The 15,329-nt window shown below is 49.4% G+C and carries 15 protein-coding genes; 8 read left to right on the top strand and 7 right to left on the bottom strand.

What is annotated here, in order from left to right; translation table 11 throughout:
* The first annotated feature begins 82 nt into the window (after positions 1-82).
* Complete coding sequence (locus BLQ88_RS15120; RefSeq protein WP_090151449.1) at positions 83-1,348, top strand: nucleotide sugar dehydrogenase; 1,266 nt, start codon at positions 83-85, stop codon at positions 1,346-1,348.
* 3 nt (positions 1,349-1,351) lie between these two features.
* Here BLQ88_RS15120 and BLQ88_RS15115 read toward each other — a convergent pair whose 3' ends face one another.
* On the bottom strand, positions 1,352-2,158 hold the full coding sequence (locus BLQ88_RS15115) for an FkbM family methyltransferase (protein WP_090151447.1): 807 nt from the start codon (positions 2,156-2,158) through the stop codon (positions 1,352-1,354).
* 12 nt (positions 2,159-2,170) lie between these two features.
* Positions 2,171-3,064, bottom strand: coding sequence for a glycosyltransferase (locus tag BLQ88_RS15110; protein ID WP_090151445.1), 894 nt, complete (start codon positions 3,062-3,064; stop codon positions 2,171-2,173).
* 141 nt (positions 3,065-3,205) lie between these two features.
* Here BLQ88_RS15110 and wecB point away from each other — a divergent pair, with 141 nt between their 5' ends.
* Together wecB and BLQ88_RS15100 are read left to right on the top strand one after the other, a co-directional pair.
* Positions 3,206-4,306 (top strand): non-hydrolyzing UDP-N-acetylglucosamine 2-epimerase, encoded by a 1,101-nt coding sequence (wecB, locus tag BLQ88_RS15105; protein ID WP_090151442.1) that lies wholly within the window; start codon positions 3,206-3,208, stop codon positions 4,304-4,306.
* Between the two features lie 84 nt (positions 4,307-4,390).
* The gene (locus tag BLQ88_RS15100; protein WP_090151439.1) at positions 4,391-5,824 is read left to right on the top strand and encodes an MATE family efflux transporter; all 1,434 of its coding nucleotides are present in this window, start codon (positions 4,391-4,393) and stop codon (positions 5,822-5,824) included.
* Between the two features lie 18 nt (positions 5,825-5,842).
* Here the strand turns inward: BLQ88_RS15100 and BLQ88_RS15095 are convergent, their stop codons facing one another.
* From BLQ88_RS15095 to BLQ88_RS15085, 3 genes are all read right to left on the bottom strand, one after another.
* Positions 5,843-6,727 carry an FkbM family methyltransferase gene (locus BLQ88_RS15095; protein ID WP_090151437.1) on the bottom strand — a complete coding sequence of 295 codons (885 nt, stop codon included), beginning with the start codon at positions 6,725-6,727 and terminating at the stop codon, positions 5,843-5,845.
* A 111-nt stretch (positions 6,728-6,838) separates the two neighbouring features.
* Positions 6,839-8,122, bottom strand: coding sequence for a LamG-like jellyroll fold domain-containing protein (locus tag BLQ88_RS15090; RefSeq protein WP_176884997.1), 1,284 nt, complete (start codon positions 8,120-8,122; stop codon positions 6,839-6,841).
* A 104-nt stretch (positions 8,123-8,226) separates the two neighbouring features.
* Entirely contained in the window at positions 8,227-9,210 is a 984-nt protein-coding gene (locus BLQ88_RS15085) for a GNAT family N-acetyltransferase (protein ID WP_143016852.1), read from the bottom strand.
* Positions 9,211-9,480: 270 nt separating this feature from the next.
* Between BLQ88_RS15085 and BLQ88_RS15080 the strand changes: the two genes are divergently transcribed.
* From BLQ88_RS15080 to BLQ88_RS15070, 3 genes are all read left to right on the top strand, one after another.
* Entirely contained in the window at positions 9,481-10,101 is a 621-nt protein-coding gene (locus tag BLQ88_RS15080) for a response regulator transcription factor (RefSeq protein ID WP_090151429.1), read from the top strand.
* A 79-nt stretch (positions 10,102-10,180) separates the two neighbouring features.
* On the top strand, positions 10,181-10,711 hold the full coding sequence (locus BLQ88_RS15075; RefSeq protein WP_090151426.1) for an RNA methyltransferase: 531 nt from the start codon (positions 10,181-10,183) through the stop codon (positions 10,709-10,711).
* Between the two features lie 140 nt (positions 10,712-10,851).
* Complete coding sequence (locus BLQ88_RS15070; protein ID WP_090151424.1) at positions 10,852-11,292, top strand: histone H1/H5 family protein, HCT subfamily; 441 nt, start codon at positions 10,852-10,854, stop codon at positions 11,290-11,292.
* 65 nt (positions 11,293-11,357) lie between these two features.
* Here BLQ88_RS15070 and pgeF read toward each other — a convergent pair whose 3' ends face one another.
* Positions 11,358-12,128, bottom strand: a complete 771-nt coding sequence (gene pgeF / locus BLQ88_RS15065) for a peptidoglycan editing factor PgeF (RefSeq protein ID WP_090151422.1) — start codon at positions 12,126-12,128, stop codon at positions 11,358-11,360.
* Between the two features lie 203 nt (positions 12,129-12,331).
* Between pgeF and BLQ88_RS15060 the strand changes: the two genes are divergently transcribed.
* Positions 12,332-13,324: a glycosyltransferase family 2 protein gene (locus tag BLQ88_RS15060; RefSeq protein WP_090151420.1), complete on the top strand. Its 993-nt coding sequence runs from the start codon at positions 12,332-12,334 to the stop codon at positions 13,322-13,324.
* Between the two features lie 42 nt (positions 13,325-13,366).
* On the opposite strand, the gene BLQ88_RS15055 is transcribed toward BLQ88_RS15060, so the two are convergent.
* Entirely contained in the window at positions 13,367-13,879 is a 513-nt protein-coding gene (locus BLQ88_RS15055) for a DinB family protein (RefSeq protein ID WP_090151418.1), read from the bottom strand.
* A gap of 213 nt (positions 13,880-14,092) precedes the next feature.
* Here BLQ88_RS15055 and BLQ88_RS15050 point away from each other — a divergent pair, with 213 nt between their 5' ends.
* On the top strand, positions 14,093-15,322 hold the full coding sequence (locus tag BLQ88_RS15050) for a metallophosphoesterase family protein (RefSeq protein ID WP_090151415.1): 1,230 nt from the start codon (positions 14,093-14,095) through the stop codon (positions 15,320-15,322).
* The last annotated feature ends 7 nt before the right edge of the window (positions 15,323-15,329 follow it).

Raw genomic sequence — 15,329 nt, 5'->3', positions numbered from 1 at the left:
TTTGGTAACGCCATCACCGGGATTTTTTGAAAGGCTGAAATATGCCTAGTTTTATGCCCGAACATTTAATAGCGTACCTTCCATGTTACCCACATCAGATGTCAGAATTGCCGTTATCGGGTTAGGTTATGTCGGTTTGCCGCTGGCTGTGGCGTTCAGCAAAAAGTATCCGGTAACTGGTTTCGATATCAATAAAAGGCGCATTCAGGAGTTGAAAGACGCTTACGATACCACTAAGGAAATTTCACGGCGGGATTTACGCGAGGCAGTTAACCTTACATTTTCGTGGGATGAAGGCGCATTGCAGGAATGCAACGTCTATATCGTCACTGTACCGACGCCCGTGGATCATTACAAAAAGCCCGATCTTACCTATTTGCTGAAAGCCAGCGCGATGATCGGGCAAATATTGAGAAAGGGCGACGTCGTGATTTATGAATCCACGGTATATCCTGGTTGTACCGAGGACGATTGCGTGCCGGTACTGGAACGGGAAAGCGGTTTGAAATTCAATGAGGGGTTCTTCTGCGGCTATTCTCCCGAGCGCATTAACCCCGGTGATAAAGTCAATACTTTTACAAAGATCAAAAAAGTGACCTCGGGCTCTACGCCCGAAATGGCCCGATTTGTGGACGATTTGTACGCGTCGGTTATCGATGCGGGCACGCATCTGGCTTCCAGTATCAAGGTGGCGGAGGCTTCGAAAGCGATCGAAAATGCGCAGCGGGATGTGAATATCTCCTTCGTGAACGAACTGGCGCTCATCTTCGACCGGATGAATATCGATACCACGGAAGTACTCGAAGCGGCCGCTACGAAATGGAATTTTCTAAAATACAAACCGGGATTAGTGGGAGGCCATTGCATTGGGGTCGATCCGTACTACCTGGCTTACAAGGCCGAATCGCTGGGTTACTACCCGCAGGTAATTCTGTCCGGCCGTAGGGTAAATGATATGATGGGCGTGTTTGTGGCCAACAAGCTGGTAAAGCTCATGATCCGCAAGGGACATAAGATCGAGGGCAGCCGGGTGCTGATTTTGGGCATTACTTTTAAGGAAAATTGCCCCGATATCCGTAACACACGTGTGATCGACGTGTACCGCGAACTGACCGATTTCGGAATGCAGGTGGAAGTCCACGACCCCTGGGCGTCGGGGGAGCAGGTACTGGGAGAATATGGCATTGCATTGCTCGACCGACCCGCAGGTAGCTACGAGGCAGTGGTGCTGGCTGTGGCCCACCAGGAGTTTCGCGCCATGGAGTTCAGGGAATTTACCGGCGCTGATTCCGTGATATTCGATTTGAAATCAGTATTACCGCAGGAAATGGTGGATTCGCGGCTTTGACGCCTATTCGCGCCAGCCAAAAATATTCAATTGTAGGTCCATCACATCGTTACCCCGGTAGCGATGGTTCGTAAATGGCCGCAGCCGGTGCTGGTTGGTATCCACATAATAGCGGAAACCGTTTTCTTCGAAAACTTTCACCACATCGGCCAGACCCTGCGCATTGCCAATGTAGGAGTGAAATTCCACAAACAGGTTTTGCACATGCGCAAGCGAGCTGCGGCAATCATGAAGCACTTCAATTTCAGCGCCTTCAATATCGATTTTGAGAAAATCAATGCGGCTCTCCTTTTCCAGGTAGTCTTTCAGCCGAATGGAATCGATCTTACGCTTCTGTGCAGTGGAGTAAATCGAAGAGGAATCCGCCGATTCACTGCCGAACCAGATGCCGTCGTCATTGATCCACACGGCTTTATCGATAATTTCAACTTCCTTAACACCATTACTTTCCAGGTTTTGGCGGAGCAGCGAAGCGATTGCCGGCTCGGCTTCAAAAGCTAGTAACCGGGCATTGGGATACAATTTTTTGAAATACAGAACGCTCATTCCAATATTGGCCCCGCAATCGAAAATCACGGGTTGAGGTTGGGTACTTTCAAAATAATAGAACTCGTCTGCGAAGATCTCCTTGTGCTGCCAGAGAAAGGACATGGTGTCCGGTGCTTTCAGTTTGAACCCGCCGAATACTACGTCCGTCAGCTTGTAGCGGGTGTGGTTGCCGTATTTGAGCAGCAATTTCACAAACTCCCGGTTTCGCGCGGTTCCCAGCGCATGAAAAGGTTCTTTAAGCAGGTAGCGTAGCCAGTACATATAATTGGAAGGTCAAATGCCGTATTTGACCCTGTTTTTAACTTTTAAAAGGAATGGTAACCGGTAATATTTCCGGAATGCCCGGGTCATTTGCTCATCGGGCACCAGGTCGGCGGGCATTTGCACACCACCCTCGGCCATTTCCTGACCATACTCCCCGGATTTGAATGTAAAATTAGTACCGCTGCCGTCTGTTCCGATGTTTTTGATTTTGGAATGAACAGGGTAGAGCCCGCATGCATTGTTCAGGAACTGCGAATACGTCCAGCGAATGGCCCACGAATCGATCACACCCTGCTGCTGCTTGGCGAGCATTGGCCACAGATCGTCGCCGCCCGCATTGAATTCCAGACGGCGCGCCGCATTGCTTTTTATTGCCTGAAAATCCTTCACCTGCCAATCGGCCTGCGCCCATTTGTGCGCCCACGTGCCCCAGCCCCAGGAACTCGCCCGCGGCACGAGGTACAGGTCGTGCGCATAGTCTTTGGGAACGTCGATAGGCGGCGTGTAACCGGTTACGGAAAAAATATCGGCCCGGTTGGCGTACACATCCAGCGCCTGGTTCATGAACGACAGAAAATCCGTCGTGCTGAGCATATCGTCTTCCAGCACGATCACATTGGGATGCATGGAAAGGACATGGCTTACGCCCTCGATGACCGATGCCGCCAGCCCTTTATTTTGCGGCGATTCGAAAATTGTAACGTTTTTAAAACCATTAATTCCCGAAATGTAAGCCCGTACCTCATTGATAATCCCGGCCTCCTGCGCATGTTTAGGCCCATCGGAATAGATATACAGCTCGCTTTCAGCAGCAAGCGTATTCATTTGCAGACTCCTGACGGTCTGCTGCAAATGTTCGGGACGGTTATAGCAAAAAAGGACGATGGGGGCACTCGCGGGCATCAGCTCATAAGTCGGTTTTATGGTTGCAAAAGTAGGTCGAAACGTTTCCAAATCACAATAAATACCCAAGTAGTAAAAGCAGGCGCGGTTAGTATTGGTACTTAAACTGCTACCTTTGCAGAAAAACCGTCAGCGAAGCCGTTGAAGATACTATGTGTGATGGGCGCGCGGCCCAATTTTGTGAAGGTAGCGGCCCTGTACAGAGCCTTCGCAAAATGTCCGGAGTTTTCTGTAAAGCTGGTTCACACCGGGCAGCATCACGACGATGCCATGTACAGGGTATTTCTGACGCAACTGGGGCTGCCCGATCCGGATTATTCTTTGAGCATACATGGCGGCTCGCATACCGCGCAGACGGCCCGGATCATGCTCGCCTTCGAAAACGTACTTGCAAGCGAATCTCCCGATATGGTAATCGTCGTCGGCGATGTGAATTCGAGTCTGGCGTGCGCATTGGTGGCAGCGAAGGAAGGTGTGCCGTTGGTTCACGTGGAAGCCGGGTTGCGCAGCGGCGACAAAAGTATGCCCGAGGAGATCAACCGGATACTGATCGACCAAATGTCCGGCGAGCTTTTTGTTTCGGAGGAATTGGGGGTTAGTAATCTACGAAGCGAGGGTATCGGGCCGGATAACATTCATTTCGTCGGTAATGTCATGATCGATTCGCTGGTTTATTGCCGGGAGAAAGCGTCGGAGCTTTCTGTGACAACACAGCTGGGTTTGAGAAAAAACGCGTACATCGTGATGACAATGCACCGTCCGTCGAATGTGGATTCATCCGAAGATCTGATGCTGCTGGTAGCGCTGATAGAGGCCGTTTGCAAGCTCAGGCCAGTGGTTTTCCCTATTCATCCCAGGACCAAATCGAATCTGATCGACAAAGGCATCTGGCACCGGCTGGAAACTATCGAGGGGCTGCATTTGCTGCCGCCGCAGGGTTATCTGGAATTTATTAATCTGACTTCCAATGCGGAGCTGGTGATTACGGATTCCGGGGGCGTGCAGGAGGAAACTACTTTTTTTGGCGTGCCTTGTATCACATTCAGAAACTCGACGGAACGCCCGTCGACGGTCGGCGAAGGAACCAATCGGCTGGTGGGCGGTTTGAATGTCGCCAATGCAATGCATATTATAAGTGAAGTTATTAACGGGGAGAAGAAACCGACTTCTTTACCTGCTCTGTGGGATGGCTTTGCTTCGGACCGCATTGTGCAAATCATTAAAAAGAAGTATCTAAAATAGATTAACGTGGGAATTGTTTTACGACAAAGTTTAAAGGCCGGGGTAGGCTCTTATATCGGAGTTGGAATTGGGATTATTAATCAAATGTATGTTTCTACCAAATTCCTTTCGGTAGAAGAACTGGCATTGACCCGCCTGCTTTTTGAAAACAGTTTACTTTTTGCGGCTTTTGCACATTTGGGTACGCCGCTTATTGCAGACAAATTCTTTGCCAAATTCCGGGACGATCAGGCCGGACATAATGGGATACTGCCCTTCCTTCTGGGGCTTCCGTTTGTGGGGAGCATTCTGTTCACAATTCTATACCTTTCATGTTCCGGATGGATTCAGGATTATTATTCTGAAAATTCTCCGCTACTGATCAAGTACCATATTCTCGTCATTCCCTTTACATTGTTCTGGCTTTATATGGCGGTTTTGGAAGCCTACTGCCGGAATAATTCGCGGATTGCCGTGCCCAATTTTATACGGGAAGTGTTTTTGCGGCTTGCCAATGTAATGGTCATTCTGATGTTCGGATTCGGATGGATCAGCTTCCAAATCATGCTTTGGCTGTTGATCTCTTCATATGGGCTGGCGCTCGTGACATTGATCATTTATATCCGTAAACTGGGAAAATGGTATTGGTTCAAACCCAATGCGCAAATACTTACCTGGCCATTGTTCCGTAGCATGATGGCCTACGGCAGTTTCACGATTTTCGGTGGAATCGGCGTTAACCTGATGCTTTTTATAGATCGTTCCATGCTGGCGGGGGAGCGCGGACTTATCCAGACAGGGATTTTTATCATCGCCGCCTACATTGCCGGTGTCATTGAAATACCCAAAAAAGCCATTTCGCAAATATCCATTCCATTGCTATCGACATCCCTCGGCAAGGAAGATTACGAGTATGTCCGGCAGATCAATACGAAATCGGCATTGAATCAATTGATTGTCGGCGGGCTGATTTTCCTGTTGATTTGGAGCAGTATCGACGAGATTTTTTACCTCATTCCCAAAGGCGAAACTTACAGGGAAGGAAAACTGGTTGTTCTCTTTCTGGCGTTGGTGAAAGTATTCGACACCGGAACCGGCCTCAATACGGAGATCATTCTTTATTCCAGGTATTTCAAATATGCTACTTACCTGATTATCGGGTCGGCCGTTTGCGGATTTTTATTGAACCTCCTATTCATTCCTATGTACGGGTTCATTGGAGCAGCATTAGCGACCATGATCACGACATTCTTTTATTCACTTTCAAGGTTATTTCTCGTCTGGCGCAAATTCGGCATTCAACCTTTCTCACTCGGCACAGTGAAAGTAATAATGGCATTGGCTGCATTGTACCTCGTAACGCTTTTGGAACCCGAATTTACAGTGTCCAAGCTATCCGCCATGGTCGCAATCGTGCTCCGGTCGGCATTCCTGTGCATCGCTTTCGCAATCCTGGTCCTCAAACTGGATGTTTCCCAGGAGATAAGGGTAATATTTGAAAACGTGAAAAAGAGGGTGCCTTTTATCAATGGCGAGTAAGTTGCAAATTAATGCAAACTAAATATTCATGTTGCGGAAGCGGATTCTCCTCGCTGTTTTAATGCGCTGCTGAACGAATTCCAGATCACGAAGGTAAATGGTATTCGACGCGCCCGTTGTTTCCAACTTTTGTAGATTTCTTTTAAATGGATCGTAGCTATGCGGGGTAAAGCCGAGTGATAACAGTTTGTTGTGCAGGTAATTTTGCCCAAACTCATATTGGTCGGAAAGCCCGTTGGTTTCCATAATTATTACTTTCAGCTCGGGATTTGCCAGGGTGTCCGGTGCTCCGTTAATGACATTCGCTTCAAACCCTTCGACATCGATCTTGATGAAATTTGGGGTCCGGTTTGCCAGTAAATGATCCAGCGTATCCACGGGCACCTCGATTGTCGCACCGGCGGGCTTCTCGTCGCTGCTGATCACGTGGTTGGTCGCGTCGAGGCTGTTGGTGAAAACCAGTTTTTCCTCCTTATCGCCCACACCCAGGTTGCGAAGATCTACGCGGCCTTCCAGCAGATTATAAGTCACATTCCTTTTCAGTTTCGAGAAAGTTGAAGGGATCGGTTCAAACGAAATCGCATTCGAACCCGCCACACCCGCGGCCAGGATCGTGTACACGCCCACATTCGCGCCCACGTCTACAAACGTGTCGTCCGGGCGCAGGTAATGCGTGAGGAACAGCATTTCATGCAGGTCGTACAGCCCGGTGTAAATTTGAAGTTCAGCACTGGACATGCCTTTTTCCACCACGAGCGAGGTGTTTTCAAGAAATGGATACACCATCGGATGATGATGCAAACGAATGACCACCCCTCTTTTGAAGAAGGTCATCAAGGCCGAGAGTTTGTTCTGCTGATTTAAAGGATGACTCAGAATGGTCTTGATCGTCTTTAACTTCATTACGCTGTTCGAGGTTTTTATTCCAGACTGGAAGCTCCCAGCGGGAAGTCCCGGACGGGAAAAATTTGGCCGCTAATGTACGGGAAATGCCCGGGATTTAATCGGGAGTTGCTAGTAAACCACCATCAGGCTGCCCTGTTTGATTAGTTTTTCGCCCGACAGAATCCGGAACGGGTAGCTGCCGGAAGGCACGAGTTCATCTCTGTACCTGCCGTCCCACTCTTTGGTGTAGCCTTGCGAGTAGTAGATCACCTCGCCCCACCGGTTAAAAATAAAAATGCGCAGTCCTTCCGTTCCCGCGGCGTTGTAGATTTTCCACGTGTCGTTTTTGCCGTCCCGGTTAGGTGTAAAAATGTCTGGTACCCACAGGCCGGAGGTTTCTTCCGGAGGATTTGCACAACTTTTGATCTCTAACGTTTTGTCCACTTCAAACGGAGGAGGTTGGGTGAAGCAGGTTGGGTCGAAACTGACGTTTACACGGATTTTTATTTGATAGTCGGAGGTTCTTGCTTCCGTTTTGAGCGACAATGCCGACGAAGATTCGGATTGCGCAACGTTATCCACTTCCCAATTAAAAACCGAGCCGGGCTTGCTGGATACAACTTTCAGTGACACACTTTCGCCGGCGCATATTTGGGTTTTACTTACCGTAAGCTCTCCCGTCACAGGAACCGACGGCATATTCGGACCCTTGTACAGTGCATCAATCTCATCTTTGGTCAAAGGCCGGTCGTAGAGGTGGATATCGTCGATGCGACCACTGGATGCCTGCCCGTAGTTGTTGCGCGCACCGATCATGGCGCGAATCGTGCTGGTTCCGTAGAACGGCTTCTTGCCATTTGCGCTGTTGGAGCAAACCATTTGTCCATTGACATAAAAAGTATAATCGTTAGCATCCTTCACGAGCGCGAGATGGTACCATTGCCTGATCGGCTCTACCGACGGCCCCGAGCAAAGTATATTGTCCGCAACCCCCTGATAGCAACCGTGCGAGAAGCCGGTATGCCGGTCATTGGAATAATGGTCGCCGAAAAGAACGTGCTGGTCGCCATAGTCGCTGCCGACTGAAAACAGGAACATGGCGGTCGTGTACGCGGGAGCTGCGTTGGGATTCACCCACAGCGAGTAGGAGAAAGTATCGAGCTGCAAATCGTCCGGACTTATTTCGATCCAGTCATCGAAGCCGTCGAATTCGTAAGCAGAATTAGCATTACCGAAGCGGTCCTCAGCCAGTTTGGCGCCCGATACAGTTCCGTGGTTTGCAATTGGGCTATAATCTTTTGCATTTCCTGAAAATGGATAACAGCCGATCAGCCCCCGTTCAAGATCGACCTGGGCATATGCTAAGGAATGAAGATAAATGATAGAGAGGATGATGAGAGCACTACGAAACACGCTGATAGTTGGGTAAAGTAACCAAGGGTATATGAATCGGACAGAAAGATCAAGAAATTTCCCAATATCCAAAAGAGTGCGGAGCTTGAAGATCAGAAAAAATATCAAAACCTTGCTCTGTAAATAATCTTGGGGCATTCAATGCCCCCGATGCGCTTTTTGAAACCGGCCAGCGTGGGCTTTTGGTTACCGTGGTGATCGAGCGAAATGCCGAGATCCAGGATTTGTATCCTGCTCGCCCTGCCTAGTTCGTAGGCTGCCTCGAAAAGCAACAGTGAAGGGCTGAGCGAACGGAATTCGGGTAGGAAGCCGGAAAGGAAATGGTACAATACGGTATCGCTTACGTGTACCATCAATGCCGTGGCGACGGGCCGGTTGCCGAGCAAGGTTGTGAAGGAGAGGTAGTGGTCAGGTAAAGCATTGATAATGTGCACCATTTTCCCTCGCGGGACAGGTAGTGTGTATCCCTGGGCGGTATAGCAACAATGCAGAAGATCTTCGGTCGGTTTGTCGTAAATGCTTGGTTTAATGGCCACGCTCAGGCCGCTCTTTTTACCTTTCGCTAACCTGCGCCGCTCCGCAGGCTCAATAATTCGCTCGAAAGCCTGGTCGGCAATAGGAATATAGTGGTTGGAATAGGTATGATTGGGTAAAAAACCGGCAGCAAGGTAGCTGCGATGACACAGCTCGTGGATGAGTGGGGCGTAACACGACGGCGCCGTTTTAATGGTTAGCATTTTTCCTCCGTGATCGGTTATCCATTCACGGACGCAGGTGAGCAGGAATGTTAGCTGAGTCACGTCGCATTTCCCCGCAGGCATAATGCCGCCGAACGGGGCGCAGGCGGGCGAAACCCAGCCATGAGTGTCTGGCAGGCAGTGAAATACGGCCAAAATGTCGCCGGATTCTTTGGAAGTAAGAATAAATGAATAAATTAGGTCAGAAGTCTGAATGGCAAGCTGTTCCTTTCTGAAAAACAGCCATTCGACGGTAGTAGGAAAGGGAGCCTTTTGCATTGGAAATACCTCCACGACGGTGTCGTGATAGGTCCAGGAACGAAGAGAAGTGCGTGTAAAATTATTACTCAACCGGTCCAAAAGTTATGAGATACATGTTAAATGTGCTCAGATCAAGGATTTTGATAAATAATTGATATACTAATTTGATATTTTTTATGTTTAATACAATGCTGATTACTATTTTTGTTAATTCATCAAATCAGTTCAATCTGAATGTACAAAAATTGTACTGGTTGGTAATCAGGATTTTCAGTTCAAGGGCAATCATCAGGCTGGAAACTGATTGACCGGATTAATTTGACACCAGTATTTTTTACATCCATTGGACCCAACCCATCCATGAAACACATACTGATCGCCGAAGACCACGCCGTGGTAAGAATCGGTACCAAACACCTCCTCAAATCACTAATTCCGGATTCAGCAATTTCGGACGTTGACGATTTTGATAAAATTCTTCAGGAACTCGAGACGAAGGCTTATGACCTCCTGATCCTGGACATCAATATTCCGGGCGGCAACACCACTAAAATGGTGGAAACGATCCGTGCGAAGTCGCCGGGTATCAGGATTCTGATGTTTTCGAGCTACGACGAGCAGCTTTACGGGCTGATGTACCTGCAAGCGGGAGCCGATGGCTACCTGTCGAAGGATGCGCCGGAAGAAGAATTCAAAACCGCCGTTATGAGCGTTCTGAACAACAAAAAGTACATGAGCGAAGATATGCAGCAAATGAATATCAACCGTCTCATTAATCCAAAGGAATACATGCCGGACCCGATCGTGAGCTTGTCGCCGCGTGAAACCGACGTAATGAACCTTTTGAAGGAAGGCTTGGGAACCGCAAAAATTGCAGAAAAGCTGAACTTGCAGCTATCTACCGTAAGTACTTACAAGGCCCGTATTTTCGAAAAACTGGGCGTGAAGAACATCGTAGAGCTGATTACCAAGATTAAGTAATTTATTCTTACCATACCGGAAAAGGGTTTCTGTACCAGGTGCAGAAACCTTTTTTTATGAAATCAACCGAGAGAAATTCATGCGCAAGCTGAGTGTAGATGAAATGGACCGAATGTCGGTCGAAGAATTTAAGGGATCGGAAAAATTTCCTTTCGTAATCGTGCTGGACAATATCAGGAGCCTCAACAATATCGGATCGTTCTTCCGGACGGCAGACGCATTGCGGGCGGAGAAAATAATGCTTTGCGGCTACACACAGGAGCCACCGCACCGCGAGATCACGCGCAGTGCGCTTGGGGCTGAAATGTCGGTAGCCTGGGAAAAATGCCCGAGTGCGGCGGAGGCGGTAAAGACATTGAAATCACAGGGCTACAAGGTATGGTGTGTAGAGCAGGCCGAAGGAAGCGTGCTGCTGCAAAATTTCGAGCCGGAGCCGGCATCGCCCTATGCTTTTGTATTTGGTAATGAGGTAGAAGGCGTGGATGACGCGGCGATCGCCGAAGCGGATGGTTGCCTGGAAATCCCGCAGTTCGGTACCAAGCATTCTTTTAACGTATCAGTGTCAGCGGGAATCGTATTATGGGACTTTGTGAGAAAAAAGATAACATAAAAATAATCCCAAAAATTTGCGATTTATAAATTATTAATGGGTATTTGTAGGTTATTGTCTGACGTCAAATTTGACGCATTTTAGCCCCTCTGCGGGGCCGGGCTCCATGTATCATTTATGAAATTCTTAATATCAGATTTATGAAATCCGCTACCAAGAAGTTATCGACAGAGATTGCTGAAACACTTACCGGAAAGATTGAAGCAGTCACTGCCGGCTCGAAAAAAATAAAGAAATCGATCGAGAAAGCGGCCGCCAAACTGGCTAAGAAAGTAGCCAAGTTTGAAAAAGAAACCCAGAAGAAAAAGGCCAAAGAGGCTAAGAATGCCGAGAAAAAAGTAAAGGATAAAAAGGAAGTGAAGCAATCCAAAGCAGAGAAAAAGGAAAAAGTAGCGGCACTAGTGGCGGCAGCCTCATCTAAGGCGCCGGTAGCTGCTCCTGCGAAACCAACCGTAGGTAAAGAAGCAAGCGCTCCGAAACCTGCTGCAAAAGCGGCAGCTCCCAAAGCTGCTCCCGCAAAACCAGCAGCTGCTCCGAAAGCTCCTGCACCGGCATCGGCCCCTGCGCCTGAAAACGCATAATTTCCGGAAGGAAATCCATTAGAACGACCAGCAGCGCATTCCGTTGCTGGTCGTTCTGCTTTGTATCAGGCAATGCGGCCGATCGTCACCAGCAGGCGGCCGGTGAGGCCTTTCTCTGCACGATGAGAGAAATAATCTTCGTTGTGCAGCACGGTCGAATAGGGTGATACTTCGATATTTTCAGGTCTTAAACCGCTGCGGATGAGCTGGTCGCGGTTGGAGGCTTTGAGGTCTACGAAAAACTTGCTGGTGCTATCGTCGCGGCGTTTATAGACCGGGGTGAAATGCTGCGCCACGTCATCGCCCACTTCAAAACTGCATTCATCGATACAAGTACCCACATAGCCAACGCAATCTTCGGCCCTGGTGCCGTAGTTCGCCTGCATCGCCGCGACCGACTTTTCGACGATCCCGCCCACGGTCCCGCGCCAGCCCGCGTGTATGGCGGCTACCGCGCCTGTTACCGGGTCGTAAATAAGAATAGGCGTGCAATCGGCCACGGTAACGGCTAGCTGAATGCCCTTCACGTTCGTAACCAATGCATCGAATCCTTCGAAACGGGCGGGTTTGGTGACGGTTACAATGTCGGTACCATGCACCTGGTGCGCCTTCGCGACGTTTTCGAACGGGATGCCCAATGCGCCGAAAAATATCAGGTTGTTTTGCATGATGTTTTCGGGGCTGTCCTGTGAGCCGCCGAGGTTCAGCGATGCATAATGGCCGTTACTCACACCACCGTGGCGTGTGCTTTCGGCGGCAACCAGTTCGGGAAATTGGTTAAATATCTGAGGTTTGCGGAATATCGGGTGTTTGTCGGTAGTAGGGGAAGCAAGCATTCGTCTGGTATGGATGTAAAACGGTACCAAAATTAAACGATCACGCCGGCGGATTCATTTCGGGCCGAATTTATTTTGACGCATTGCCGTTATGTGCCCGGGGCGCCCGATAAAAGAACCGTAAAATAGCGGGGTACAGATTTTGAGGAGAATTCAGCTAAATTTGTGCCGAGCGACTCCGCTTATTCAATGAAACAGTGACTATGATAAAAGTGAGCGTGTGTGTAGTCACCTACAACCACGAAAAATTTGTAGGAAAAATGCTGGATTCAATCCTGATGCAGCAGACTACATTTGATTTCGAGATTATTGTGGGAGATGATTTTTCCAAAGACAACACCCGGGCAATATTAACGGAATACCAACAGCGTTTCCCCGATAAAATCAGGCTTTTGTTACACCCGAAAAACATGGGCCTTAACGGAAAGTTTAATGCATTGGCCACATTTGCCGCTGCAAAAGGCGAATATGTCGCCCAGTTCGACGGCGACGATTACCTGCTGGTGCCCGATAAGCTGCAAAAACAGGTGGAAATGATGGATGCCAACCCGCATTACTCGGCCTGTTTCCACAATGCAAAGGTAGTCTACGACGACAATGCCGCACCGCCGCATCTCGTCAATTGGATTAATAAGAAGGAATTTACGGTTGACGACCTGATCGGCGAAGATGAGCTTTGCTTTATCGCCACGTCGAGCCTGATGTTCCGGACGCAGGATTTTGCCAAAAACCCGGACCCGGAATGGACGAATAAATCGACCAGCGGCGATATTCCCCGTAACATTATGCTGGCCACGCGCGGGCCGATTGGTTATATCGATGAAGTAATGTCGGTGTACCGGAAACAAAGGGGAGGCGCGAGCTTCGCGGATAACCATTATGGTAAGGATTTTCTTTTCAACCGCATTGAAATGTATTCCAATATCGATAAGGAATTGAAATACAAATACCATGACCGCCTGACGAAGAATATCGCGACTTACTACTATAAAATGCTGTTTTCGAGGGAGTACGGCGAAACTTACTGGCCGCGGGTCAAATATGCGGTGAAATACCTTTCGATGGCCGAGCCGTCGCCGGAGCGGAAAAAGGAGGTGATACGCGACTTCATCATCCCGCCGTTTTTTATGAAGGTTTACAGCTTCTTCGCATTGAACTTCTACAATCTGAAAAGCAAGGCCTCGGGGCAGAGCTGATAATAAAAGAGCCGATCCAAGTGGGTCGGCTCTTTTCCTGTACTAGAATAATTTCTCTTTCGGTGGCGTCGCGCCTTTCATGCGGATGTACGGCGTGGTTTGTCCGCGGTGGTGGGTCTGGTGCTCGAAAGCTTTTTCGAATGCGGTACCGGCTTTCATATCCATTCCAAATACCTTCACATCCTTGCCGAGGTCTGCGTCCGTCATACCTTTCAAGGCCGCGAGTACGAAATCGTAGCTATCCATTACGCCTTTCGTTACGGCCGCTTTCGATTGGTCGGCACGTTTTTCGAGTGATTCGCCGGGTTTCGCTTTGCCGCTTGCCGCCGAGATGAATGCATAGTTGGCGTCGCCCAGGTGATCCATTTGCGCTGCGAATGAGCGGATTTCCGGTGTCGGCTTCAATGCATAACCATCTTCCGGCATGGCATCGAGGTATTCTTTGGTGTAAGCCTTGGCGCGTTCCCAGTCGGCAGTGTATTTCGCGGTCATGGTTTGTGCGGATGCGACTTTACCCGCCAGTAAAAGCATACAGATAATAGCAATTTTTTTCATTCGATTTTGTGTTTGGTGGTTGATAAATTTGAACGAAAGGTAACTGTATGGAACGCGATTGTCAACATGGTAAAACGATTATTTAACTAATGGTAATGTGCCAATGAGTTACATGAAACTGGCAGACTTTCAAGAAAATCCGGTCCGTATCGTTGAGGTTAAGCCCGTAATTATTTTTATTTACCATTAACACCCATCACGAAAAGCACCGCTATGCCCGGAACCTCCGAAGAACGTGCGCAGAAATACCTCGACCTCGGCCACAGCGAGGCGGAAAATCACGCCAAAACGCAGCTGGAACTCTACGAAAAGCGGGTCGAGCAAACGTCGTCGGTTACCAATGTCATTTCCGAATTTTTCAAAACCAATCTGATAGGCTTTGCCTGGCATTACCTCCGGAGCCGCTTTGGCGCGCGGCACCCGTACCAGGCTTACCCGCGCAACGACGACACCGGCATTTACCCATTGCAATCTTCCATTGCGTCCAGGGAAGAGATCAGCATTGCATTGCTTTCGGATTGGGCGAGCGATACCGCCGAATCCGATGCCATAGCCAACCTCGTGGCACGCCACGCACCCGATTACACGGTGCATATGGGCGATATTTACTTCGTAGGAACACCCAAAGAGGTGGAGGAGAACTTCACCGCGCCTTATGCTTCATGGTACTACGGCGCATCGGGCAGTCTGGCGCTCTCGGGCAACCATGAAATGTATTCCAATGGCAATGCATTCTTTCAGCACTTGCTTCCCGCTATGTATGCGCAGGTAGGCGACGTGCGCATGACGCAGCAAGCCGGCTTTTTCTGCCTGGAAAACGAATACTGGCGCATTATCGGCATCGATACCGGCTATACTTCGGTAGGGCGGCCGTTCTTTGAGATCCTTTCGCCGCCGGACTGTCATTTGCGGAAAGAGCAGGTAGCCTGGCTGCGTGATGTAGTAAAGCTGGGCGATCCGCTGGATACGCGCGGTATCGTGTTTTTAAGTCACCATCCTTATATGTCGGCATTCAGGGAGGAATATACACGGCCGGGCGAGCAGCTGCAAAAGCTCATGGGCGATGCGCAGAGGCCGGTGGTATGGATCTGGGGGCACGATCACCGCATGGTCGCCTACCGGTTCGACAGGAACGGTAAAGGGCCGCAGGCTTTCGGACGCTGCATCGGGCACGGCGGGCTTCCCGTGGAAATCAGGCCGCCGGATGCGGGTGAATTGTACAAAATCGATTACTACGATACGCGGGTGAGGAAGGAAATGAAAGGGCGGGCATTGGGTTACAACGGGTTCGTGCGCCTGCTGCTGCGGAATGAAAAGCTCGTGGCGGAGTACCGCGACCTGGAAGATACCTGCGTGATGGAAGAAAGCTGGACTGTAAACAAAACGAACGGCCAGCTCGATTGGGAAGTGGTAGATGTGCTTCCCGGGCTGGCCGTTCGTTGAATATGAT

Source organism: Dyadobacter soli, from assembly GCF_900101885.1.
Taxonomy (GTDB): domain Bacteria; phylum Bacteroidota; class Bacteroidia; order Cytophagales; family Spirosomataceae; genus Dyadobacter; species Dyadobacter soli.
Note: the sequence above shows the minus strand (reverse complement) of the source record. Positions and strands in the feature narration are given on the sequence as shown.